At 41.0% G+C, this 23,477-nt stretch carries 29 protein-coding genes and 1 pseudogene; 6 read left to right on the forward strand and 24 right to left on the reverse strand.

Going from position 1 to position 23,477, the window contains the following annotated elements; genetic code table 11:
* Window positions 1-49 precede the first annotated feature (49 nt).
* The 5 genes and pseudogenes from gmk to ACERCF_RS00420 all read right to left on the reverse strand — a co-directional run.
* Entirely contained in the window at window positions 50-673 is a 624-nt protein-coding gene (gmk, locus tag ACERCF_RS00400; RefSeq protein WP_373610424.1) for a guanylate kinase, read from the reverse strand.
* A 109-nt stretch (window positions 674-782) separates the two neighbouring features.
* A complete protein-coding gene (gene gpt, locus ACERCF_RS00405) occupies window positions 783-1,256 on the reverse strand; it encodes a xanthine phosphoribosyltransferase (RefSeq protein ID WP_373624232.1) in 474 nt (157 codons plus the stop codon).
* Between the two features lie 145 nt (window positions 1,257-1,401).
* On the reverse strand, window positions 1,402-2,811 hold the full coding sequence (locus tag ACERCF_RS00410; protein WP_373624233.1) for a surface lipoprotein assembly modifier: 1,410 nt from the start codon (window positions 2,809-2,811) through the stop codon (window positions 1,402-1,404).
* A gap of 124 nt (window positions 2,812-2,935) precedes the next feature.
* On the reverse strand, window positions 2,936-3,664 hold the full coding sequence (locus ACERCF_RS00415; protein WP_373624315.1) for a factor H binding protein domain-containing protein: 729 nt from the start codon (window positions 3,662-3,664) through the stop codon (window positions 2,936-2,938).
* Window positions 3,665-3,853: 189 nt separating this feature from the next.
* Window positions 3,854-4,474 (reverse strand): annotated as a pseudogene (locus ACERCF_RS00420) (factor H binding protein domain-containing protein); the annotation flags it as partial.
* A gap of 214 nt (window positions 4,475-4,688) precedes the next feature.
* Here ACERCF_RS00420 and ACERCF_RS00425 point away from each other — a divergent pair.
* Window positions 4,689-6,143: an aminoacyl-histidine dipeptidase gene (locus tag ACERCF_RS00425; RefSeq protein WP_373624234.1), complete on the forward strand. Its 1,455-nt coding sequence runs from the start codon at window positions 4,689-4,691 to the stop codon at window positions 6,141-6,143.
* A gap of 43 nt (window positions 6,144-6,186) precedes the next feature.
* Here ACERCF_RS00425 and ACERCF_RS00430 read toward each other — a convergent pair whose 3' ends face one another.
* From ACERCF_RS00430 to ACERCF_RS00500, 15 genes are all read right to left on the reverse strand, one after another.
* Entirely contained in the window at window positions 6,187-6,489 is a 303-nt protein-coding gene (locus ACERCF_RS00430) for a helix-turn-helix domain-containing protein (protein WP_373610420.1), read from the reverse strand.
* A 3-nt stretch (window positions 6,490-6,492) separates the two neighbouring features.
* Window positions 6,493-6,786: a type II toxin-antitoxin system RelE/ParE family toxin gene (locus ACERCF_RS00435; RefSeq protein WP_373624235.1), complete on the reverse strand. Its 294-nt coding sequence runs from the start codon at window positions 6,784-6,786 to the stop codon at window positions 6,493-6,495.
* Window positions 6,787-6,970: 184 nt separating this feature from the next.
* Window positions 6,971-7,921, reverse strand: a complete 951-nt coding sequence (lpxM, locus tag ACERCF_RS00440; RefSeq protein WP_373624236.1) for a lauroyl-Kdo(2)-lipid IV(A) myristoyltransferase — start codon at window positions 7,919-7,921, stop codon at window positions 6,971-6,973.
* A gap of 439 nt (window positions 7,922-8,360) precedes the next feature.
* Entirely contained in the window at window positions 8,361-9,044 is a 684-nt protein-coding gene (locus ACERCF_RS00445; RefSeq protein WP_373610418.1) for an electron transport complex subunit E, read from the reverse strand.
* An 8-nt stretch (window positions 9,045-9,052) separates the two neighbouring features.
* Window positions 9,053-9,685 carry an electron transport complex subunit RsxG gene (gene rsxG, locus ACERCF_RS00450; RefSeq protein WP_373624237.1) on the reverse strand — a complete coding sequence of 211 codons (633 nt, stop codon included), beginning with the start codon at window positions 9,683-9,685 and terminating at the stop codon, window positions 9,053-9,055.
* Window positions 9,685-10,740 carry an electron transport complex subunit RsxD gene (gene rsxD, locus ACERCF_RS00455; RefSeq protein WP_373624238.1) on the reverse strand — a complete coding sequence of 352 codons (1,056 nt, stop codon included), beginning with the start codon at window positions 10,738-10,740 and terminating at the stop codon, window positions 9,685-9,687. The genes rsxG and rsxD overlap by 1 nt, the downstream gene beginning before the upstream one ends.
* 16 nt (window positions 10,741-10,756) lie before the next feature.
* Window positions 10,757-11,488 (reverse strand): PDDEXK nuclease domain-containing protein, encoded by a 732-nt coding sequence (locus ACERCF_RS00460; protein ID WP_373624239.1) that lies wholly within the window; start codon window positions 11,486-11,488, stop codon window positions 10,757-10,759.
* A 58-nt stretch (window positions 11,489-11,546) separates the two neighbouring features.
* Window positions 11,547-11,819 carry a DUF1016 N-terminal domain-containing protein gene (locus ACERCF_RS00465; protein ID WP_373624240.1) on the reverse strand — a complete coding sequence of 91 codons (273 nt, stop codon included), beginning with the start codon at window positions 11,817-11,819 and terminating at the stop codon, window positions 11,547-11,549.
* Between the two features lie 103 nt (window positions 11,820-11,922).
* Window positions 11,923-12,534, reverse strand: coding sequence for a hypothetical protein (locus ACERCF_RS00470; protein ID WP_373624241.1), 612 nt, complete (start codon window positions 12,532-12,534; stop codon window positions 11,923-11,925).
* A gap of 261 nt (window positions 12,535-12,795) precedes the next feature.
* Window positions 12,796-13,431, reverse strand: a complete 636-nt coding sequence (locus tag ACERCF_RS00475) for a trimeric intracellular cation channel family protein (RefSeq protein ID WP_373624242.1) — start codon at window positions 13,429-13,431, stop codon at window positions 12,796-12,798.
* Window positions 13,424-15,544, reverse strand: a complete 2,121-nt coding sequence (rsxC, locus tag ACERCF_RS00480) for an electron transport complex subunit RsxC (protein WP_373624243.1) — start codon at window positions 15,542-15,544, stop codon at window positions 13,424-13,426. The genes ACERCF_RS00475 and rsxC overlap by 8 nt, the downstream gene beginning before the upstream one ends.
* Window positions 15,531-16,148, reverse strand: a complete 618-nt coding sequence (gene rsxB, locus ACERCF_RS00485) for an electron transport complex subunit RsxB (protein WP_373624244.1) — start codon at window positions 16,146-16,148, stop codon at window positions 15,531-15,533. Before rsxB ends, rsxC begins: the two co-directional genes overlap by 14 nt.
* Window positions 16,148-16,729 (reverse strand): electron transport complex subunit RsxA, encoded by a 582-nt coding sequence (rsxA, locus tag ACERCF_RS00490; RefSeq protein ID WP_373610411.1) that lies wholly within the window; start codon window positions 16,727-16,729, stop codon window positions 16,148-16,150. Before rsxA ends, rsxB begins: the two co-directional genes overlap by 1 nt.
* 263 nt (window positions 16,730-16,992) lie before the next feature.
* On the reverse strand, window positions 16,993-17,325 hold the full coding sequence (locus ACERCF_RS00495) for a rhodanese-like domain-containing protein (RefSeq protein ID WP_373610504.1): 333 nt from the start codon (window positions 17,323-17,325) through the stop codon (window positions 16,993-16,995).
* Window positions 17,326-17,367: 42 nt separating this feature from the next.
* Complete coding sequence (locus ACERCF_RS00500; protein WP_373610410.1) at window positions 17,368-17,709, reverse strand: carboxymuconolactone decarboxylase family protein; 342 nt, start codon at window positions 17,707-17,709, stop codon at window positions 17,368-17,370.
* A 99-nt stretch (window positions 17,710-17,808) separates the two neighbouring features.
* Between ACERCF_RS00500 and ACERCF_RS00505 the strand changes: the two genes are divergently transcribed.
* The 5 genes from ACERCF_RS00505 (at window position 17,809) to dnaQ (ending at window position 21,805) form a co-directional block, all read left to right on the forward strand.
* Window positions 17,809-18,717, forward strand: coding sequence for an AraC family transcriptional regulator (locus ACERCF_RS00505; RefSeq protein WP_373624245.1), 909 nt, complete (start codon window positions 17,809-17,811; stop codon window positions 18,715-18,717).
* Window positions 18,718-18,798: 81 nt separating this feature from the next.
* On the forward strand, window positions 18,799-20,469 hold the full coding sequence (ettA, locus tag ACERCF_RS00510; protein ID WP_373624246.1) for an energy-dependent translational throttle protein EttA: 1,671 nt from the start codon (window positions 18,799-18,801) through the stop codon (window positions 20,467-20,469).
* A gap of 70 nt (window positions 20,470-20,539) precedes the next feature.
* A complete protein-coding gene (locus ACERCF_RS00515) occupies window positions 20,540-20,731 on the forward strand; it encodes a hypothetical protein (protein ID WP_373610407.1) in 192 nt (63 codons plus the stop codon).
* A 7-nt stretch (window positions 20,732-20,738) separates the two neighbouring features.
* Entirely contained in the window at window positions 20,739-21,017 is a 279-nt protein-coding gene (locus tag ACERCF_RS00520) for a type II toxin-antitoxin system RelE/ParE family toxin (protein WP_373610503.1), read from the forward strand.
* Between the two features lie 14 nt (window positions 21,018-21,031).
* Entirely contained in the window at window positions 21,032-21,805 is a 774-nt protein-coding gene (gene dnaQ / locus ACERCF_RS00525; RefSeq protein WP_373624247.1) for a DNA polymerase III subunit epsilon, read from the forward strand.
* A gap of 60 nt (window positions 21,806-21,865) precedes the next feature.
* Here dnaQ and rplI read toward each other — a convergent pair whose 3' ends face one another.
* Genes rplI through rpsF form a run of 4 tightly spaced genes read right to left on the reverse strand, consistent with a single transcriptional unit; the run spans window position 21,866 to window position 23,256 of the window.
* A complete protein-coding gene (gene rplI / locus ACERCF_RS00530; protein WP_373624248.1) occupies window positions 21,866-22,315 on the reverse strand; it encodes a 50S ribosomal protein L9 in 450 nt (149 codons plus the stop codon).
* A 15-nt stretch (window positions 22,316-22,330) separates the two neighbouring features.
* Window positions 22,331-22,558: a 30S ribosomal protein S18 gene (gene rpsR, locus ACERCF_RS00535; protein WP_005598105.1), complete on the reverse strand. Its 228-nt coding sequence runs from the start codon at window positions 22,556-22,558 to the stop codon at window positions 22,331-22,333.
* A complete protein-coding gene (gene priB / locus ACERCF_RS00540; protein ID WP_373624249.1) occupies window positions 22,533-22,907 on the reverse strand; it encodes a primosomal replication protein N in 375 nt (124 codons plus the stop codon). The genes rpsR and priB overlap by 26 nt, the downstream gene beginning before the upstream one ends.
* A complete protein-coding gene (rpsF, locus tag ACERCF_RS00545) occupies window positions 22,882-23,256 on the reverse strand; it encodes a 30S ribosomal protein S6 (protein ID WP_005598107.1) in 375 nt (124 codons plus the stop codon). The genes priB and rpsF overlap by 26 nt, the downstream gene beginning before the upstream one ends.
* Window positions 23,257-23,477: the final 221 nt, after the last annotated feature.

Here is a 23,477-nt window from a genome sequence, read left to right on the forward strand (position 1 = left end):
TTCTACCCAAAAACAGATTGCCTTTCCAGTTAAATGAACGACTGTTCATTTAATTATTTAACAAATCAGTAATCAAATGCTGATGACGAATTTGTTGCGAGCCTAAGCTCAAACGCTCAGCAATTAAAATCGCTTTTAGCTCTTTCAATGCCTGTTGGAAATCATCATTAATAATCACATAATCGAACTCATTGTAATGGCTCATTTCCGACACCGCCTCTGCCATACGTTTGGCAATGGTTTCAGCGGAATCTTGCCCACGCCCGATTAAGCGTTTTTCCAACTCGGCTTTTGACGGTGGCAGAATAAAAATAGTTTTCACATTCGGCACTTTTTCCCGAATTTGTCTAGCCCCTTGCCAATCAATATCCAAAAAGACATCAATGCCCTGCTCTAGGCTACGTTCAATCATCGGTAATGATGTGCCGTAATAATTGTCAAACACCTCTGCCCATTCTAAAAAATGCCCTTGCTCAATCAGCCGTTTAAACTCATCGTGCGAAGTGAAATAATAATGCACGCCGTCCTGCTCTGCCGGACGAGGCTGACGGGTAGTGTGTGAAATCGAAAGCTGTACTTCCGAACGGGGTAAATCCGCCAATAAGGCGTTAATTAAGGAAGATTTTCCTGCACCACTTGGGGCAGAAATAATATAAAGATTGCCTAAACTCATTGTGTATAGCTATTTGTTTTTTAGAGTAGGGCGAATAATAATCCGACCTACATTTTTACATAGGAATAAATAAAAATAATGGACAACTTTCATTGTCCATTACACAAAATTATCTACGAGCCAAAGGTTGAACGAAGGTAATGCCTAAATCCCAAGGTTGTTCAATCCAAGTTTCTTGCGGAATATCAATCACATAATCATCAACCAACGGGGCACCTTGCGGTTTCGCAAACACCGTTACAAAACGGGCTTTAGGGTACATTCTGCGAATTTCTTTTGCTGTGTTGCCGGTATCCACTAAATCATCAACCACAATAAAGCCTTCGCCATCGGTATCGGCTGCGTGTAATACGCTTAACTCACCTTGGCTATCGTGATCGTAACTGGCAATGCACACTGTTTCTACGTGGCGAATACCCAACTCACGTGCTAAAACGGCTGCCGGAAACAAGCCGCCACGGCTCACCGCAATAATCCCTTTCCACTGTGTGGCAGGTAATAAATTTTCTGCCAACTTGCGAGCGTGCATATGGAACATATCCCACGTCACGACATATTTTTCATTTGTGTATTTTTCACTCATAGAAACAACCTAATATAAAATTGGGGGCTACCCCGATATAAAAAATTGCACTAGGATAACCCGAAAATGCTTTTTTCGCTATCATTTCATTTATTTTTTTGTGCGGCTGGTTACGCAAACGTATGCTTAGCATAAAAAACCAACACTAAAATAGCTTTTCTAAGGTAAAAAAGACTTCCTTGTTTTGGCGAGAGTAAAAATCGGCAATATTGCTGTCAATTTTTTGATAACGGAAATTAAGCTTCGGTACAATGCCCCGCCAATGCCAAGTGCGGTTCCAAACCGACAGATTAGCCTGATATTCCTTATCTTGCCGTTTATAGCCAAACAAATAGTGCTTATCGGCAAAATAACGTTTGCCAAAACCTAAACTTGCCTGAGTTGCCCATTTTTCTCCCTGATAAAACGCTCCAACTCTTACTAACCACTTATTTGAAGTTTGAGCTTTCTCACGAGCAATCTCACGGCTGCCGTCTAAATTTGCAAAAAATCGCCAATTTTTGACCGCTTGCCACTGCAATCCGCCACTGATTTGGTTCTGATAACTGTTATAACGACTGGCTGTTAACTCATCAAAATAGCGTTTTTGCAAATGGGTAACACTACCTGACATCAACCATTGCGAATTGAGATAACGCAAGCCACTTACAGTTGCTCCAAATTGGTAATTATAACGGCTACTCCCCAGCCAATTTTGTTCAATAAAAGGCGAAAAAGTCAGCCGATAAGCGGCGGTGCGGTAGCTATAATTCGGCGAAACGGACACGGATTGCTCACGGTAATCTCGGTTATCCCAATAGTAAATCCCGCTATAATTGAGCGTTAAACCGGCAAAATGATTGCCTTTCACGTTGTGCAATTTACTCAATCCTAAGCCATAACGCACGCCTTTTGCCGATTGTGGCAAACTATCTGCATTTTTGCGGAAGATACGCCCATTTACATTCACAATTGGCGAAGATGAAGCATTATTCACATTATCTGTTTGCGTATATTGCAGATAAAAATCAGGCTGCCAGCGCTCACTTTCTGCAATTTGCATTTGTGTTTGCTCGGCAATTTGGCGTAAATCAGGCGGTAAACCGGCTTGAATATGGCTAAATTCACGCACTGCCTCACGAAATTGCTGATCTTCCGCCAAAATCAACGCTAAATCAAAACGTGGATAAACCAAATTGGGATTTCTGGCGAGTAATTGGCGATAGTGAAAAATGGCTGAGTGATGATCTTTTTTCGCATAAGCAAGTGCTGCGTGAGCGTAATGCCAAAGTAAAGGATCAAAATTCGCATTTTGCTGATAATGGCTTAAAAGTGGCTCTAGCGTTTGCCAATCTTGAGCTAAAATCGCTTGGTTAATTTGCTGTTCAACATTTTGATTGAATGAATATGCAGGCTGATAAGCGGTCGGTTTTTGTGAATTTTTTACAACATTTTGCTCAAATTTGACCGCTTGTGAATGGCGTTCAAAGGAAATCGGGTCAGTGTTGTGTTCAATTACCGTTTCTGCCCATACAACAGGGCTGAAAAGCGAAAATAAAAGGGGATATTTTTTCATAGTATCAGATTAAACAGAGTGGCAGAGCCACTCAATTATGCTTAACCTAGTACGCTTAGCGTGCTAGGTATTAATAAAAATGCCACTTAATTTTTCGTTAAACGGCATTGAACGTTAGAAAAGATTATTGTTGGATATCGCCACGAGTGCCGGCAAGACCGTAATTATCTTTACCTAATGTCATTTTGCCGCCAATTTCTTCTGCATTTGGTCCAAAGAATTCAATTCGATAAGAGCCATCTGAATCAAAACTTGAGGAAGCATTTCCACTAATTCCCCCTTTAGAAATTTTTCCTTGTGCTAAGACAACATTTGGTTCAAATGCTAAGCCAGTTACTTTACCTGAGCCAGTACGAGTATCAAAATTTACATTATAACTCAATTTACCCTGCCCTTCGCTACCTGTATGATAAGCATTGAAGGCGTGTCCTAAATAAGTTGCATTACCTTCAGTAGGGATAGAATCTACTTTAGTTTTTAAACCTCTAGCACTAGGATTAAATGAATTCTCAGATACAAATCCACCATTAATAGTGCCTGTTTTAGAAGAATAATTTCCAACTACTACAGAATATTGTTGATTATAAAGTAATGAGCCGGATGTATTTACAGTATCTTCGGTGTAAGTTGTACATCCACGATTGCTACTACAGCTTGTACTAGAACTACTAATTGGAGAAAATGATTTATTGTACTCTGTCAAACCATTCTGCCAATTTGCACTGGTAATACCTTTAGCATTATCAATGACCATTACACCAAGATTTGCTTTTGCAATATCGCTAGCACTTTCTAGATTATTTTTTGCAAAAATCTGAGCTTTTGAATCTGGTAATCCTTCTGATTTTGCCATTTCAACTAATTGATCAAAACGAGTTTTCTCTGCCGCCAAACGCTCCGCTTCCGCTTTCTCCTTAGCTGCTTTTTCTGCCGCTAAACGTTCCGCTTCCGCTTTCTCTGCTGCTAAACGCTCCGCTTCTACTTTCTCTTTCTCCGCTTTTTCTGCCGCTAAACGCTCCGCTTCCGCTTTCTCTTTCGCCGCTTTTTCCGCTGCTAAACGTTCTGCTTCCGCTTTCTCTTTCGCTGCTTTTTCTGCCGCTAAACGCTCTGCCTCCGCTTTCTCTTTCGCCGCTTTTTCCGCTGCTAAACGTTCTGCTTCCGCTTTCTCTTTCGCTGCTTTTTCTGCCGCTAAACGTTCCGCTTCTGCTTTCTCTCTAGCTGCTTTTTCCGCCGCTAAACGTTCTGCTTCTGCTTTCTCTTTCGTTGCTTTTTCTGCTGCTAAACGTTCTGCTTCTGCTTTCTCCTTAGCTGCTTTTTCCGCTGCCAAACGCTCCGCTTCGGCTTTCTCTCTAGCTGCTTTTTCTGCCGATAAACGTTCCGCTTCGGTTTTCTCCTTAGCTGCTTTTTCTGCTGCTAAACGTTCTGCTTCGGCTTTCTCTTTCGCTGCTTTTTCCGCTGCTAAACGGTCTGCTTCCGCTTTCTCTTTCGCTGCCTTGTCTTTTGCTGCTTTTTCTGCTGCCGCTTTATCGGTTTGTTGCTGAGTAGTTTGCGGTTTAGTATTCGGTTTTGCTACATTGTTTGAGCTTCCGTCCGAACCACCACTACTACACGCCGTTAAACTCAATAAAATCAAACTGGCTAAAGTTACTTTTTTGATAGACATAGAATGTTCCTTTTGTAAGATAAAAGATGATTTTTGTGTTTAAAACACACGCAGATTGTACAAAAAAAAAACAACCAGTCATCAAGTTCTTTTTTCATTTTTTTAAGATTTTTTTATTAAATTCATCTCAAATTATTCTACAATGGTAGAGATAGCTATCCAGCTTGAATACAAGCGGTTATTTTTTCTTAAAATTTTACAAAAGGAGCTTATTATGTCTGAAATTTCAACTCTCGCCCCTCAACTGCTCTGGCAATGGTTTGATAAAGTTTGTGCTATTCCGCACCCGTCTTACCACGAAAATGAACTGGCTGAATTTATTGTAAATTGGGCAAAATCAAAAAATTTCTTCGTAGAACGTGATGAAGCGGGCAATGTATTAATCCGTAAGCCTGCAACCGCAGGTATGGAAAACCGCCAAACCGTCGCCCTACAAGCTCATTTAGATATGGTGCCACAAGCCAACGCAGGCACAGTTCACGATTTTACCAAAGACCCAATTCAGCCTTATATTGATGGCGAATGGGTAAAAGCTAAAGGCACAACGCTTGGGGCGGATAACGGCATTGGTTTAGCCTCGTGCTTAGCAGTGTTGGATAGTGATGATTTAGCTCACCCAAACATTGAAGTGCTACTGACTATGACAGAAGAAGCAGGAATGGAAGGGGCGATTGGTTTACGTCCAAACTGGCTGACTGCCGATATTATGATTAATACCGACACCGAAGAAAACGGCGAAATTTATATCGGCTGTGCCGGTGGTGAAAATGTGAATATCACACTACCTGTTTTCTTAGTGCCACATCAACAAGACGCTGCACTTACTGTTACGCTTAAAGGCTTACAAGGCGGGCATTCAGGCTGTGATATTCACACTAATCGTGCCAATGCGATTAAAGTGTTCGCTCGTATTTTGGAAGAAGCCTATAACAAAGTAGAATTTCAAATTTCAACCGTTCAAGGTGGCTCTGTGCGTAATGCTATTCCCCGTGAAGCACACGCAACATTGGTTGTTTCTGCAGAAAATAAAGAAAAATTGACCGCTTGTTTAACTCAAACTGCCGAACAATTAAAAACAGAACTTCGCATTGCAGAGCCAAACTTCAACTTTTTCATTGAAGAGGCGGAATTGCCTGAACAAGCATTCGACCAAGCAAGCACTACTCGTGTTATTCATTTCCTTAATGCTCTGCCAAATGGCGTGGTGCGTAATAGCGATGTAGTAGAAAATGTGGTGGAAACCTCATTAAGCATTGGTGTACTAACCACTGAAGAGAACGATGTAAAAGCGACCATTCTCGCTCGTTCATTAATTGAAGGCGGTAAAGCCGATATTCGCAGTAAAATCCGCTCATTAGCTACCCTTGTGGGAGCGGAGGTTGATTTTTCCGGCAATTATCCGGGCTGGGAGCCAAATCCAGAGTCAAAAATCACTCCATTAACCAAAGCGATTTATGACGATATTTTAGGCTATGAAGCTCAAATTAAGGTTATCCACGCGGGCTTAGAATGCGGCTTAATTAACAAAATCTACCCAAATATGGATTTTGTCTCGATTGGACCAACTATTCTCAACGCTCATTCTCCGGACGAAAAAGTGCATATTCCGGCGGTGGAAACGTATTGGAAATTATTAACACAGATTTTGGCACAAACTCCAAAGAAATAATCTAAGATATATTAAAAAATGCCCTCAACTGGAGGGCATTTCACTAGCTACGGCTTGGAATATATTGGAATGACCCACCTAGAGCTTGAGCATACTTTATTAGAGTATCTGCTTTCGGAATAACCAAACCTCTTTCAAGACGACTGATATTTTGGGTTTTAATACCTGTTCGTTGTGCAATTTCTTGTTGAGAAAGTTTTTGAGCTAGGCGATCTTGTTTTAGTTGTTGAATCATCGCTTGTTGCAATTTATGCACTTTCAAACGCTCTATAAAAGTTGGATCTTGTTCTAGTAACTCCTGTTTAAATTCCTCTAAAGACACAAACTCTAATTTTTCATTTTCCATTCGTTACTCCTTATTTTGCTGAGCAAGCTGTAATTTAACTTGCCGCATTCTCTCTTTGGCTAGCTGTAAATCTTGTTTTGGGGTTTTCTGCGTTTTCTTTTGTATGGCGTGGATTACATAAATCTGTTTACCAACATGAAAAAAGAAGAAACTGCGAGCAATGCCATCTTTAGCAGAGGTTCTTAATTCCTTAAGACTATCTCCTAAATCTCTTACTTTAGGCTCTTGTAAATCATTGCCATAAACTGCAAGATCATCTAAATCAAAATAGATTTTCTCTTGTAATGATAGAGGCATTTTAGAGATCGCTTTTTTCGTTTGAGCTAAAATATGTACTGTAAAATTAGGCTTTACGTCCTCATTTATCTCAACCATAGCAACCTCAAAATAATCATTTATGATGATTTTATCTAATAAGCAATAAACTGTAAATTAAATAATTTCTTAAATACAATAAAGGCGGATAAATCTCCGCCTTTCATTATCTATAAATATCTTCCCCATTTCGTCTGGTTTTGAGTAGCCGTAAAATCCAAACATATTGCTCTGGGTTTTTCTCCACAAAATATTCAATCACTCGGTTCATTTCTCGGGCGGATTGAATTGGATCGCCTGAAAATTCAAGCGGTGGCAAAATTTCCATTTCATATTTTGCTTTTTGCGCATTATAAATCGAGAACATCGGGATCACTTCCGCATTCGCCACTCTCGCCATTTTATTCAAGCCCGGCAGTGTTGCTTTTTCAGTTGCAAAGAAATCTGCATACACACTTAATTCTGCGCCAAAGTCTTCATCTGGCAAGAAGTAACCCACATCGCCTTTTCTTACATCGGCTAAAAAGGCTTTAATGCCGTTTTGACGAGTGTGCATTCGCCCACCTAAACGCTCACGGGTAATGTTCCAGAGCCAATCCACCAATGCATTACGGTGTGGATTATACATTGATGTCATCGGATAGCCCAAAGAGAACATCGCCACCCCAGCCATATCAATCGACCAAGTATGCGGCACAAGCATAATCACGTTTTTTCCGCTCTCTTTAGCTTTTATCACATACTCAAAACCCGTAAATTCACAACGTTTTTGTAAATACGACACTGGGCGGATTGCCGTTTCGCCAATCGCTAACATTGTTTGAGCCACCGTGATGAACATTTTTTCCACCACCTCTTCACGCTTTTGCTCGCTCCACTCAGGGAAGCAATAGCGTAAATTAACTTTTGCACGATGATAGCCTTTTTTATTTTTCTTTTTGAGGTATTGATAGGCAGTTTTACCCACAAAAGTAGCAAATTTATCTCTTATCCTTGCTGGCACATACGCCAAAATCACAAGCCCCAATACGCCTAACCACACGCCCCAATACTTTGGGTGAAAGAAAGACCATCGGAATTTGTGAGTGTAACCGTCTTGGGCGGTAATTCGTGTCATTATATAATTCCTCTTGTTTGTCACTTTTCTTTGCTTGTGCAAAGAAAAGTAACCAAAAGAAAGCACACCCTGCTTCGTTGCTATCCTCACTTGGTTGAAATTTTCTTAACGAAAAATAACCCTGATGTTCGCTTCGCTCTCGCTCGGGTTATTTTCCTAAAAATTTCAAGTCGCTCGGACAACTCAGAAGGGGCCCCGATCCGACCATACAAGCGGTGATTTTTTTGAAAAATTTTGCAAAATGATGCTTTGTTGGGTTCCCTTCTGAACCGCCTGAGCGACTTTGAATTTGTAGGAAAAATTCCTTGTTTGAGCAGCGAAGCTGCGAGTTTGGAATTTTTTCGTTAAGCAAATTCAAACCAAGCGAAGACAGCGGTGAAGTAGGGTCGCCTTTCTTTGGTTACTTTCTTTGGCGAAGCAAAGAAAGTGACATACCATCTCATCTCTTATCAATAATATTCTTCACCGCCAATATTATCCCCAGCCCTATAAACGCCCCTGGTGGTAAAATGGCTAGTAATAATCCTGAATCAATATGCAATACGTTAATATATAACGCTTTTGCCCAGTCGCCGAGCAGTAAATCTAAACCGTAGAAAAGCGTTCCATTGCCGATAATTTCACGCAATGCACCTAGCACCACAAGGCTTAATGTCATACCTAGCCCCATTGAAAATCCATCAAAGGCGGAGAATTTGACTTCATTTTTCGAGGCGTAGGCTTCAGCTCGCCCAATTACAATGCAGTTGGTTACAATCAGCGGAATAAAAATACCGAGCGATTGATACACAGGGAATGCAAAGGCATTCATTAGAAGCTGTACCGCCGTTACAACCGTTGCAATAATCATCACATAAATTGGAATGCGGATATCGTGCGGTGTAATTTTGCGGAAAAGCGATACCGTTACATTGGTGCAAATCAGCACAAACATTGTCGCTAGACCTAAACCCAACGCATTGGTTACGCTGTTTGAAACCGCAAGCAATGGGCAAAGCCCTAAAAGTTGGACTAACGCACCGTTATTTTTCCACACGCCATCGGTAAACAGATCTTTCCACACTGTTGCCTGTTTTGGCTCTACTTCAATATTGGTGACAGGGATTTGGTTTTTTCTTTCCATTTTATGCCCTATTTACAATCGTTAAATTGGTCAATCATTTGCGGATTTTGTGCAAGCTCTGTGATCGCCCATTTGGCACTTTGGCGAATATTATTCACTACTGCACGAGGCGTAATGGTCGCACCAGTAAATTGGTCGAACTGTCCACCATCTTTTTTCACATTCCACTCTGCTTCATTTTCTAAGCTAAATAGTTTGTTTGTGAAAGATAAAATCCAGTCTGACACACGAGTTTCAATTTTATCACCTAAGCCCGGCGTTTCTTTATGTTCAAGGATACGAACACCTAACACATTACCGTTTGGCTCAATCCCCATTAATAAGATGATGTTACCCGAATAACCATCTGGTGCGGTACTTTGAATTAAGTAAGCGGTCGTTTTTTCTGATTTTTTTGCAAAATAAAGACGATTTAGGTAAGCGTGATTTTCTAAATCAATCATTTTACAAGTGGCTAACACATCATTATCAAAATAGGTTTTCGGCACAACTTCTTCCAATAATTTACGCTGTTGCATTGCGGTTACATCATCAATTCTGCCCTTTGTAAGTAGATACACAGCGGTAGAAACGGCGGTACTTAACAATGCAATCAAACCCAAAATTAGGGCATATTTTAACGTGATTTTTGAGGTATTCATTATTTTCTATCCAATTTTGTGCCGTAAAGTCTTGGTTGTGTGTAGTGGTCGATTAGCGGCACACAGATATTTGCCAATAATACGGAAAACGCAATCGCATCAGGGTAATTGCCGTAATAGCGGATCACATAAAGCAGAGTGCCGACCAATGCTCCGAAAATCAATTTGCCTCTTGGCGTAATAGAAGCACTGACAGGATCAGTTGCGATAAAAAACGCCCCGAACATCATCGCACCGCTGAATAAATGGCTGACAAAATGAAGATGTGCTTGATCTGTTACCAGATCAGTAATACCGCTTAACACGATAAAGGTGGCAAGCATTGAAACAGGAATTTGCCAATGGATAATGCGTTTATAAATCAGCACAAGTCCACCTAATAAAAAGGCAATGTTCAGTTGTAGCCAGCCTGTTGCGAATAATCCGTTAAAAATCGGCGTATTCATTACCGCCTCAAAGCCAGATTTAGCTAGGCTGCTTTTCATACTGTCTAGCGGTGTGGCTTGTGCAATGCCATCAACACTATTAACCAGTTGATGAAGACTAAAGCCATCGCTAGTTACCCCGCTGAAAATTAATGAAATCGCATCGCTCAATGTAGGTGGTTCGTTTAATAAATCAATCGGCACAATCCACGAAGTCATTTGTACAGGGAAAGAGACCAACAGCACCGCATAGCCCACCATCGCAGGGTTAAACAAATTCTGCCCTAAACCACCATAGCTATGTTTTGCCAATAGCAGAGCGGCAATAACGCCAATCACAATAATCCAATAAGGAGCATAAGGTGGAATCGACATTGCTAAAATCAAGGCGGTTAAAATACCCGACATATCCGCTAAATAGAAAGCGGTCGTTTTTTTGCGTAATTTTGCAATTCCAACCTCAATGATAATTGCCAACCCCACCGCAATTACAATTTGGATGAGCACCCCAAAACCAAAATAATAAAACTGAACCCCGAGTGCGGGCAGCATCATCGCAATTACCCATAGCATCACATTAGCGGTGAGATTGCTTGAGTGCATATGAGGGGAACTTACAACTTTGAACATTAATTTTCCTTAAATTCTATTCCTGAAGCAGTGCTAATAATGCTTCTTTGCTTGGTAAAGCAGTTTGGTATTTACTGGCAAAAATCTGATCGTTATCTTCTGGTAATGTATATTTAACAAGTGATTCAGTTTTATCCTGACATAAAATCAAGCCAATTGTTTGATTTTCGCCCTCTAACCGCATTTCACGATCATAATAATTCACATACATCTGCATTTGTCCAATATCTTGATGTTTGAGCTTTCCTATTTTCAAATCAATCAAGACAAAACAACGCAATAATCGGTTATAAAATACTAGATCAATATAAAAATGTTGTTCATCAAAACTAATTCTCTTCTGCCGTCCGACAAAAGCGAAACCTGAACCAAGTTCCAATAAAAAATGTTCGAGTTTATCAATTAAGTGTTGTTCTAATTCATTTTCAGAATAACTAGGCATCTCTGATAAACCAAGAAATTCTAAAATATAAGGATCTTTAACTAAATCTGCTGGTTTTTCTATTTTTTGCCCTTCTAAAGCTAAAGCCCGAATTTCATCTTTATTTTTACTTAATGCCAAGCGAGTAAAGAGAGCTGAATCATATTGCCTTTCTAACTCTCGTAAACTCCAATGATTTTTCTCTGCCTCAATTTCATAAAATCGACGCTCATAGGGATCAGAAATACGAATTAGCTTTTGATAATGCGACCAACTCAATGGAAAAGTCTGTTTTTCAGTATCTTTTTTAATCAATTCGCTAGACACTGTCTGGCGAATTGGCTCTAATTTAGCAAACTCTTTCTCTAAAAATTGGGATTGTTCGCTATGTCAAATAAAACTGACGCATATTTTTCAAATTAGAAACCGAAAATCCTTTCCCAAACTGCTCTGTGAGTTTTTCAGATAATCCTTTCAACTGACTTTGTGCATATTTTGCTCTTTCATTGCCTTGTAATTCATCTTCAACAATCATTCTTCCGATTTCAAAATAAGTCTGCACCATTGTATGATTAACAGTAGTCATCACTTTTTGGCGAGCCATATCTAACAATATAGCAATCTGTTCAAAGAGTTTATTCCTAACTAATTCTGTCATCTTTTCTCCCATACGAGTGGTTACAAAAGTATCGTTTTTGAATCTTGGTTTGCTAACAACAGCAGAGCTGTGAACAATTTTATCTGATTATTTGCAAAACTTACTACCGAACAAAATATTGCCCGTCAAATTTATACTCAATTCGCTTATTGGTTACTTTTCCGTTTGGATATTCCGCTGTTTGAACAACAACAGGCAAGCTCAGTATTTTTAACTTATCATCATATTGAATGAGGCGATTTCGTTTTTCCATTGGTAAATCATATTCTGAGGATGGGTCAAACTCATAGCCAATTTCATCAGTCAAACTTGATGTTTTAAGTAATTTTACAGGTTTTATTCTTTGTTCAAGCTGATAAACTCTTGCTGTCGTGCCGTGTAGTCGCCCATAGCCAATTTGGTAATCCACTAACCAATAGTAAGTTTTATCATTTAAGTGAGCGGTAAAAATATCAATAATGTTATGTCCATCTCCTGATTTCAACTTCACATTGCCTTGCTGATCCTGATATTGCCATAATGAATCAAACTCGTGCAATGTACCGCCACTCTTTAAATCCCAAGAGAAGGTTCGTACTTTTTTATCTACACTTTGGCTTATTGTAAGCCCTACTTCTTTAGCTAACGGAAAATCACACTCAAATGAATTTTTCTTGCTCAAATAATGCTCGGTGTAATGATAGAGCTGTTCAGTAGCCACATCTAATTTTTCCAATTCATTCTTACATAGCTACCAAACTCTTCCATCTTTTTATAGATCTGAGCAAGATGACTATCTTGTTGCTCGCAACTTTCCGCCCAACTAGAAGCACTAAAAAATATTGCAATTAGAAAAAGGTATTTCTTCATCTCGTTTACTTATCCAGTTTGCAAAAATCAGATAAAAATTATTCACAATCCTTGGAAGGATTGTTCACAGCTTCGCTGCCGTTGGCTTTGCCAACGTTCAAAAAGCGATGCTTTTTGTGACTGCTTGTTACACCTTCGGTAAATTCAAATTAAATCTAATCGCCAGTAAACGGATAATAATCACCGTAAAAACAGTAGCGAGATAAACCCAATCGCTATCTAGTCCAAATGAATTTGCCATTACAAAAATCACACCGCCAATCAGGCTTGCAGTGACATAAACCTCTTTTTGTAGCACAATCGGTACTTCGTTTCGTAAAATATCTCGAATTACACCACCAAAACAGCCTGTTACACCGCCAAGTGCTACGCAAATAAGTGGGTGAAGCCCAAAATCTAAACCTTTTTGCACACCGATGACAGTAAACACGCCAAGCCCAATCGCATCGAACACAAGCAAACCAGTTTGCCAACTTTTGCGGGAAATTTGATTGCGGAAAATAGCAGTAATCACAACTGCCAAAGTAATCATCAACACATAAATCGGCTGTTTCATCCAGAATACAGGGGTTGAGCCAATCATCATATCCCGCAATGTGCCACCGCCTACGCCCGTTACAAATGCCAAAATAAACATGCCGAAAATATCCATTTTGTGTTGGCGAGCCGCAATCGCCCCTGAAATCGCAAACACGATTGTGCCGATTAAATCCTGAATAAACAGGAACGACCACGGCAGCGGTGGAATTAGCTCGCTAAACATCTTTTTGCTCCTGTTGAGCTTGCTTACGGGCTTTTGCCCTTGCAATAGCAGCGGCTACAGCCGCTTTGCGTGGGTCGATTTCCGTATTTTCTGTTGGCTCGGGCGAATGGTTATTCGCCCCTACAGTTGCAATATTTTCCGATTTTTCGACCGCTTGTTGGGCTTCTTTTTTCGCTTTCGCTCGTGCTAATGCTGCGGCAACGGCGGCTTTGCGTGGGTCGGCTTCTGTATTTTCTGTTGGTTCGGGCGAATGGTTATTCGCCCCTACAGTTGCAATATTTTCCGATTTTTCGACCGCTTGTTGGGCTTCTTTTTTCGCTTTAGCTCGTGCTAATGCTGCGGCAACAGCCGCTTTGCGTGGGTCTGTTTCCACATTTCCTGTTGGTTCGGACGAATGATTATTCGCCCCTACATTTGTAATATTTTCTGATTTTTCGACCGCTTGTTCTGCCTGTTTGGCTAAACGTCTGGCTTTGCGTTGTGCCATTAAATCGCTGTTATCTGGCTCGCCGTTAGGTTTTGCTTTTACTTCTGTTGGTTTTTCTTGGGCTGTTTCAGCCGCTTTTTTCGCTTTCAAACGTTCCAGAGCGGCTTTTACAGGATCAACGCCACCTGCATTTGCCACTTCTTCACGACGTTTTTCAGCGGCTTGTGTGATGCGAGCCGTTCTTGCATCTCGTTCTTTTTGTAAACGGGCTTCTCTTGCCTCAAAGCGGATTTTTGCTTCTTCTGCCTTGCGAGCTTTTTCCTCAATCTCATTGATTTTTGCTTTTTCTTGGCGGAAATATTGGATAAGCGGAATATAGCTTGGGCAAACGTAAGCACAAACGCCACACTCAATGCAGGCATCAAGATTATATTCTTTAGACTTATCGTGATCTTCTGCACGAGCAAACCAGTAAAGCTGCTGTGGCAATAAACCAACTGGGCAAGCATCAGAACAGTTTGAACAACGAATACAGTTACGCTCAGGCTCTGGCGGAGCATATTCAAAATGATCTGGGGCAATTAAACAGTTTACCGTTTTGGTAACAGGTGCTTGCAATGAAGGCAGAATAAATCCCATCATCGGCCCACCTAAAAACACAGGGAAACGCTTGTCAGCTTGATAATCCACTTGCTCTAATAAGTGTTGAATTGGCGTGCCGAGCCTTGCCCATACATTGCCTTTATTGCGAATTTTATCGCCCGTAAGCGTAACCACTCGTTCAATTAACGGCTCGTCATCAATAATCGCACGTTTAACCGCATAAGCTGTGCCGACATTATGCATTACAATGCCCATTTGAATGGTGCGTTGCCCTGCGGGGATTTCAAGCCCGGTCAATACTTGGATTAGCTGATCAGACGCCCCTGACGGATATTTAGTCGGAATGGCTCGCACAAACATATCATTCGAGCCTTTTAGAGCATCTTCTAGGGCTTTAATGGCGTGCGGTTTGTTGTCCTCAATCGCAATCACTACTTCTTCAGGGCGAAGTACATAACGCAAGATCCGAATGCCTTCAATCAGATCGTGGGTGTAATCTTGCATTAATCGATCATCACAAGTAATGTAAGGCTCACATTCCGCCCCGTTAATCACGAGCAATTTGCAGCGTTTATCCGCAAGACTTAATTTTGTTGCGGTTGGGAACACCGCTCCGCCCAAGCCAGCAATGCCGTATTGGTAAACTTTTTGGATAATTTGATCGCTTGTAAGGCTTAAGAAATCTTCTATCGGCTGGCGTTCTATCCATTCATCTTTGCCATCGGTTTCAATGATAATCGTCGTTTCAGGTAAGCCTGAAGCGTGGGTAGATACATAAGGCTCAATGCCAATCACTCGCCCTGACGTTGGGCTGTGTACGGGCAGTTGGCGGTAATGATCACCTTTAGTGAGCGGTTGCCCTTTTAGTACCAAATCGCCTACTTTGACTAATAGCTCGCCCGCCACACCTGAATGCTGCACAACTGGCACATAGAAAAAGCGAGGTAAATTAAGGGTACGGATTGGCTTACTGTTGGATTGATCTTTGTTTTCCATTGGGTGAATACCACCCGGGAAATCCCACAGTTTACCTGTTTCTTTATTTTGGCGGATTCGTTCAATCACTAAATTAGGATTGCTCATTTTTGCCTCCGCCGGTAAGTAATTTTTTCTGTAATTCGGTTGTATTTACCACAGGAATAATTAAATTTTGGTCGAACTTCCAATTCCACGATTGCGTGGTTTGTTTAACAGGGATCATTTCAATACAGTTTGTCGGACAAGGAGCAACACAAAGCTCACAGCCTGTACACAGATCTGGAATAATGGTGTGCATTGCCTTATTTGTGCCGATAATCGCATCAACAGGGCAAGCCTGAATACATTTAGTACAGCCAATGCAAAGATCTTCAATGATAAAAGCCACTTTGACTTCGGGTTCTTCCATTCCTTCCATCGGCGGCACTTCTACCCCTAACAGTTCGGCAAGATTAACCACCAAAGGTTGCCCACCCGGCACACATTTTGTGATGACATCGCCATTGGCAATCGCCTCAGCGTAAGGCTTACAGCCCGGATAGCCGCATTGTCCGCATTGGCTTTGCGGCAATAAAGCATCAATCTGCTCAACAATGGGATCAGCTTCAACTTTCAGTTTAATCGAGGAATAGCCCAAAATCGCCCCGAAAATCAGTGCGATAACAGCAATAGCAATAAGAATATAAGCGATAATTGGTAAATCGAGCATTAGAGTTTCACCAATCCTGTAAAACCCATAAAGGCAAGCGACATCAAGCCTGCGGTAATTAAGGCGATAGATGCCCCTTGAAACGGGCGAGGCACATCGGCTGCCGCTAAGCGTTCACGCAGTGCTGCAAATAATACTAAAACGAGGGAGAAACCGGCTGCGGCACCAAAGCCATAAAGCACAGATTCCACGAGATTATTCGCCAAATTCACGTTTAACAATGCCACTCCAAGTACGGCACAGTTAGTCGTAATTAGCGGTAAGTAAATGCCTAGTAATCTGTAAAGAGTTGGGCTGGTTTTGTGTACGATCATCTCGGTTAATTGCACGATCACCGCAATCACTAAAATAAATACGAGTGTGCGTAAAAACTGTGCATTTAACGGCACAAGTAAGTAGGTTTCCAATAAATAGGCAGAGAGTGAGGCAACCGTTAGTACAAAAGTTGTTGCCAACCCCATTCCAATGGCGGTTTCCACTTTTTTCGACACGCCCATAAACGGACAAAGCCCTAGAAATTTCACTAGAACAAAGTTGTTAATAAGTGCCGTGCTGATGATTAACAGAATATAATCGACCATAAATTCCACAACATAAAGAGAACAAGCGGTTAAATTTGAGTGATTTTTTGCAAAAAATTGGCAAAATTCGACCGCTTGCTATGAAAATTTCAATAAAAAATAACGTGATATTATCCCCTGTTTTTACATCATTCACAATAAAAAATCAGAGGTAGAATGTTATCGATCAAATAGGTAGGTGGTTATGGCTTAAGATTAGGAAAAGCAGGTTCCATTTTTAGTATAATCAACTGAAAATGAAAACCTGCCTTTAGAGTATGGGGTTATTTCAACCCTTTCTTGATAAGATCATTGTATCCGCCCTGATTAGTAACATTCGTATAACCAAGTTTTTTCAGTTCATCTAATGCGATTTCAGAACGTCTGCCTGAACGGCAATAAACGTGAATAGGTTCATCTTTACTCAAATTAAGTTTAGTAATTTGTGTTGAAATCTCTGTATGCGGAATATTTACTGCATTTTCCAAATGCCCTTGAGCAAATTCTTCAGCAGAACGCACATCAATCCATACTCCTGCAGCTTTGGTTTGCTGTTGCTGAATTTGTGCTTTCTCCGCATAGCTAAAAGTGGCAAAAGGTAAAGCGGATAACGCCATTAATACAGAGAGTAATCGAATCTTTCGCATATTTCCTCCATTCTATTTTTGTGTTTCGACGGCTTCCATTGCTCGAAGTGCATAAGTATAAGCAGCACCTGCATTCAGAGCGATAGCTGTAGCCAATGCACCGGCAATTTCGCTCTCTGTCGCCCCAGCTTTTGCCGCTTCTTCTGCATGAACACTGATACAACTTTCACAACGGGTGGTAATTGCAACAGCAAGAGCGATCAATTCACGAGTTTTCGCATCAAGAGCTTCTGCCGCTGCTGCGGTATTTAATGCTCGATAAGCCTCAAACATTTTTGGGTGTTCTTGCGCAAGCTTGCCAAACGATTTTTTAACGTGAGTAGTATGGGCTTTCCAATCAGTAAATTGTTGCATTATCTCATTTCTCCTCTAGATTAAATAAAATGCAATGCTATTATTGCTATTTTTAGAATGTATTTTTTATTAAAAAGTCTCAATGTATGGTGAAATCGTATGATTGGAAATATTGATAAATTAGTTCAGCTAGCACAAATTCGAGGAGGAGTGAATGTACAATGCCATTTTCAAGGAAAATGGGCGGTTCAGCATCACGACCATGCCAATCAAGCAGTAGTGCATATCGTTACAGAAGGCTGTGGTTGGTTGAAATTAGAAAATGGAGAAAGCCGGCAATTACAGAAAGGCGATATTGTACTGCTTAGCCGTTCAGCGGCTCATCAATTAAGTAGCTCAAAAGATGTTAACCCTTTTCCGAGCTCGCCGGATATAGAGCAAAAAGGCGGGATACAAATTCGCAAAATTTTTAATGGTCAAGGCAATGAGCTTAAATTATTTTGTGCACATTTTTACTATGAGCCACATTCAGATCTCTTTATGAATTTACCCGATTGTATCTACATTCATCTTTCTGACCAAATTTTACAGCCTATCCTTAATTTATTACATCAAGAAGTAGATAAAGCTGAACAAATTTCACAATTAGCTATAGACAGTCTATCTAATGTGCTGCTAATTCATCTTCTACGCAATTATTTGATACAGAAACCTGAAGCAGTTTCAGGCATACTCAAAAGTATTCAAGATCACCGTCTCAGTACACTTGTCAGCCAAATTATATCTTGCCCTGAACAAGATTGGACTATTGAAAAAATGGTAGAAATATCACATATTTCAAGAGCGCAATTAATGCGGATATTTAAGCAAAAAATAGGAATAACGCCTCACGCCTTTGTCCATAATATCCGCTTACAATTAGCAGCAATGATGTTAAAAAATTCCTCATCATCAGTATTGACGATTGCCCTTTCCTGCGGATTTCTATCAGAGACACATTTTAGCAAAGCCTTTAAAAACCTATATGGCACTACACCAAGCCGCTATCGAAGAAATGGTATAGATTAACTGCCGGGCTCTCTTTTACCCTATATTTCACGCTAAAATTCAAGTAAAATAGGGCGAATTTTTTTGTGAGGAATACAAACAATGTCAAGTCAATTTGTCTATACGATGCACCGAGTCGGCAAAGTTGTGCCGCCAAAGCGTCATATTCTTAAAGATATTTCCCTGAGCTTTTTCCCGGGGGCGAAAATCGGGGTACTTGGTCTAAATGGTGCAGGTAAATCAACCTTACTTCGCATTATGGCAGGTGTTGATAAAGAATTTGAGGGCGAAGCTCGTCCACAACCGGGAATTAAAATCGGTTATTTACCGCAAGAGCCAAAACTCGATCCGCAACAGACCGTACGTGAAGCGGTAGAAGAAGCGGTTGCCGAAGTGAAAAATGCTTTAACTCAGCTTGATGAAGTTTATGCTCAATATGCCGATGAAAATGCAGATTTTGATAAACTTGCTGCAAAGCAGGCAGAGCTGGAAGCGATTATCCAAGCTCACGACGGTCATAATTTGCAAAACCAATTAGAGCGAGCAGCCGATGCTCTTCGTTTACCGGATTGGGACGCAAAAATCGAGCATTTATCCGGAGGGGAACGCCGCCGTGTGGCACTCTGCCGTTTATTGCTTGAAAAACCGGATATGCTGTTATTAGATGAGCCAACCAACCACTTAGATGCGGAATCAGTGGCGTGGTTAGAACGCTTCTTACACGACTATGAAGGCACTGTGGTGGCAATTACCCACGACCGTTACTTCTTAGACAATGTCGCAGGCTGGATCTTAGAGCTTGACCGTGGTGAGGGTATTCCTTGGGAAGGTAACTACTCTTCTTGGTTAGAGCAGAAAGAGAAACGCTTAGCCCAAGAGCAAGCGGCGGAATCGGCTCGTCAAAAATCGATTGAGAAAGAATTGGAATGGGTGCGTCAAAACCCGAAAGGTCGTCAAGCGAAGAGCAAGGCTCGTATGGCTCGCTTTGAAGAACTTAACAGCGGCGAATACCAAAAACGCAACGAAACCAACGAACTCTTTATTCCACCGGGCCCACGCCTAGGTGATAAAGTGATTGAAGTGCAAAACCTGACGAAATCTTACGGCGACCGCACTTTAATTGACGATCTCTCATTCAGCATTCCGAAAGGGGCGATCGTGGGTATTATCGGGGCGAATGGTGCGGGTAAATCTACCCTATTCCGTATGCTTTCAGGGCAAGAACAGCCAGATAGCGGTTCTATCGTGATGGGCGAAACGGTTGTATTGGCAAGCGTGGATCAGTTCCGTGATGCGATGGACGATAAGAAAACCGTGTGGGAAGAAGTCTCTAACGGGCAGGATATTCTCAACATAGGCAATTTTGAGATCCCAAGTCGTGCTTATGTAGGGCGTTTTAACTTCAAAGGCGTAGATCAGCAAAAACGTGTTGGCGAGCTTTCAGGCGGTGAACGTGGTCGTTTACACTTGGCGAAACTACTACAACGTGGCGGTAACGTGCTGTTACTGGACGAACCGACCAACGACTTAGACGTGGAAACCCTACGAGCCTTGGAAAATGCGATCTTAGAATTCCCAGGCTGTGCAATGGTGATTTCTCACGACCGCTGGTTCTTAGACCGTATCGCCACCCACATTTTAGACTACGGCGATGAAGGCAAAGTCACTTTCTACGAGGGTAACTTCTCCGACTACGAAGGGTGGAAGAAGAAAACCTTTGGCGAAACAGCCACTCAACCGCACCGTGTGAAATATAAACGGATTGCTAAATAGGTAGGTGGGAGCTTATCCCACCTTATACAGGCGGTCAAATAATCGAAAAACTTTGCAAAAAGGAGCAGCGATGATTTTCAAAGAAAAAGGCTATGATGAATTTTTAGCAGAAAAAATTCGCCAAGCAGAATTATCAATGGAACAGGGTAAAGGTGTAAGTAAAGCCCAAATGCAACTCAAAATGCAAAAATTACTTTCAGAGTTAGAAAGGGAACAAAACGAGCAGTATAAATCTTTTTCCACAGAGACTGTATATGGCTAGATATTGAATACTTTCACCAGAAGCTGAAAAAGAAGTGGAACAGATTTTACGAGATGTTTCAAACTTTACGGGTTTCTGGACTAGTGCTGTATCGCTGTGGCAAGATCTGAACGAAAAATTTGATTTAATTGCCTATATGCCAACTATTGGTAAAAGGCGAGATAATGAACGTTTTGAAACTTTTTGCAGAAATTACCGCATAATTTACCGCTTGTATGGCGATGATGTTTATATTTTAACCGTCATTCACTCATCTAGGCTTTACCCACGTCTAGAAAATTCATAATTTATTAAACTAAAATGACAGAAGAAAAAATTGTCCGCCAAGTGGTTCTGGATACCGAAACCACAGGTATGAATATGGCAGGCGGGCCTCCACAGATAGGACATAATATTATTGAAATTGGGGCGGTTGAAGTAATTAACCGCCGATTAACAGGTAGAACTTATCACGTTTACATCAAGCCACCCCGTGAAGTTGATGAAGAAGCGATTGCGGTTCATGGTATTACTAATGAATTTCTGCAAGATAAACCTGCTTTTGCTGAAATTGCCGATGAATTTTTGGAATTTATCAAAGGGGCTGAGCTGATTATCCACAATGCTCCCTTCGACGTGGCATTTATGGATCAAGAATTTTCCTACTTGCCAAATCCGCCTGCAAAAACGGCTGAGATGTGTACTGTTACTGATAGCCTACAAACGGCTCGGAAGATGTACCCGGGCAAAAGAAACAATTTAGATGCGTTGTGTGATCGTTTAGGCATTGATAACAGCAAACGTGTATTACACGGGGCGTTACTGGATGCGGAAATTCTTGCTGATGTTTTCTTAATGATGACAGGCGGTCAGATTTCATTATTAGGCGAGGAAGAAGTAGAAACAACTTCAGAAGTTATTGAAATTGAAGAAGAATTTTCAGTAATCACCCTAAATCCTGATGAGGCAATTATTCTCAGAGCCAGCGATGAAGAGGAAGAATCACACTTAGCTTTATTAAAGATCATTGAAAAGAAATCTAAAGGGAATTGTTTGTGGGCGAAAGCCACTGGAGAAGCCGAACAACTTCACTAACTGACTGAGTTAGAAATCAAAAAACCCAGCATAAGCTGGGTTTTTTAACATCTTTACTGATTATTCAGCAACTACGTTTACAGTTACTTTTGCATTCACTTCTGGGTGTAAGTGTACTTTAACTTCGTGTTCGCCAGTTGTACGAAGTGGACCTTCGCCTAAACGAACTTCAGATTTAGCCACTTCAACACCAGCTGCTGTTAATGCTTCAGCAATATCTTTCGCAGAAACAGAACCGAATAAACGACCATCCTCACCTGCTGTTGCAGATACTGATACAGATGCGATTTCAGCAATTTTAGCTGCACGAGCTTGAGCTGCGTTTAACGCATCAGCTGCTTTCGCTTCTAATTCAGCACGACGAGCTTCAAAGTGAGCAATGTTTGCTGCAGTTGCCATAACTGCTTTACCTTGTGGGATTAAGAAGTTACGAGCAAAACCAGATTTAACGGTTACTTGGTCGCCCACAGAACCTAAGTGAGCAACTTTATCTAATAAAATAACTTGCATTGTACTCTCTCCTGATTATTGGTGGTTATCAGTATATGGAAGTAACGCAAGGTAGCGAGCGCGTTTGATTGCACGAGCTAATTGACGTTGATACTTCGCACGAGTACCAGTAATACGGCTAGGAACAATCTTGCCGCTTTCAGAAATGTAGTTCTTTAATGTAGCGATATCTTTGTAATCGATTTCAACAACATTTTCCGCTGTGAAACGGCAGAACTTACGACGACGGAAATAACGTGCCATTTGGCTTCTCCTGATCTATAAATTCAATCTGTTCGGTGTGTAAGACTAACTGATTTAAACCGTTAAAGTCTTTGTGAGTATGAATAAAACCTTTAACTCTCACTTGCTTACCGAGCTTAATTTGTTGGGTTAAATAACTAAATTGACTGCCTGCCAAAACCACTTTGATTTTGCACCACGCTTGGCGTTCTAAATTCACTTCTATTTGATTTGAACGATGTTCCAACCAAAAGCTGTAATGTGGAACTCCAAGAGGGCTTAGGCTTTGCTTAACCATTGTGGAAACTGTGCCACTTAAGGTTAAACAATTATCAATCGGCGAATTATTCGCCTGCTTCCTCTGATTCAACTTCAGCTACCGCTTCAGCAACTTTGCTTTCTTTTGCCTTCACCATTGGTGATGCTTCAGTTACTGCCGCTTTAGTGTGAACGATTAAGTTACGAAGAACAGCATCGTTATAACGGAAGTTAGTTTCTAACTCGTCGATTACACTTTGAGGTGCTTCTACATTCATTAACACATAATGTGCTTTGTGAAGTTTGTTGATTGGGTATGCTAATTGACGACGACCCCAATCTTCTAAGCGATGAACTTGACCGCCAGCTTCTTTAACAGATGCTGTGTAACGCTCAATCATTGCTGGTACTTGTTCGCTTTGGTCCGGGTGAACCATAAAAACGATTTCGTAGTGACGCATTGACTATCCTTACGGGTTAGCAGCCTCCAACTTTAGCCAGTCACCAACTTGTGGAAGCAAGGATTAAAAAACGGATGTGACTGAACGGCGGAATTATACTGGAAAAAGCCTATTTTGCAAGCAACAATTCATCTTTTTGCAAAATTTTGGCAAAAAACGACCGCTTGTCATCAAACAAATAAATAAAGTACAATACGCAAACGTTTGCTTTCTCATTTTAT

Origin of the sequence: Mannheimia kashgarensis (genome assembly GCF_041807705.1) — a bacterium.
In the GTDB taxonomy this organism is placed as follows: Bacteria; Pseudomonadota; Gammaproteobacteria; order Enterobacterales; family Pasteurellaceae; genus Mannheimia.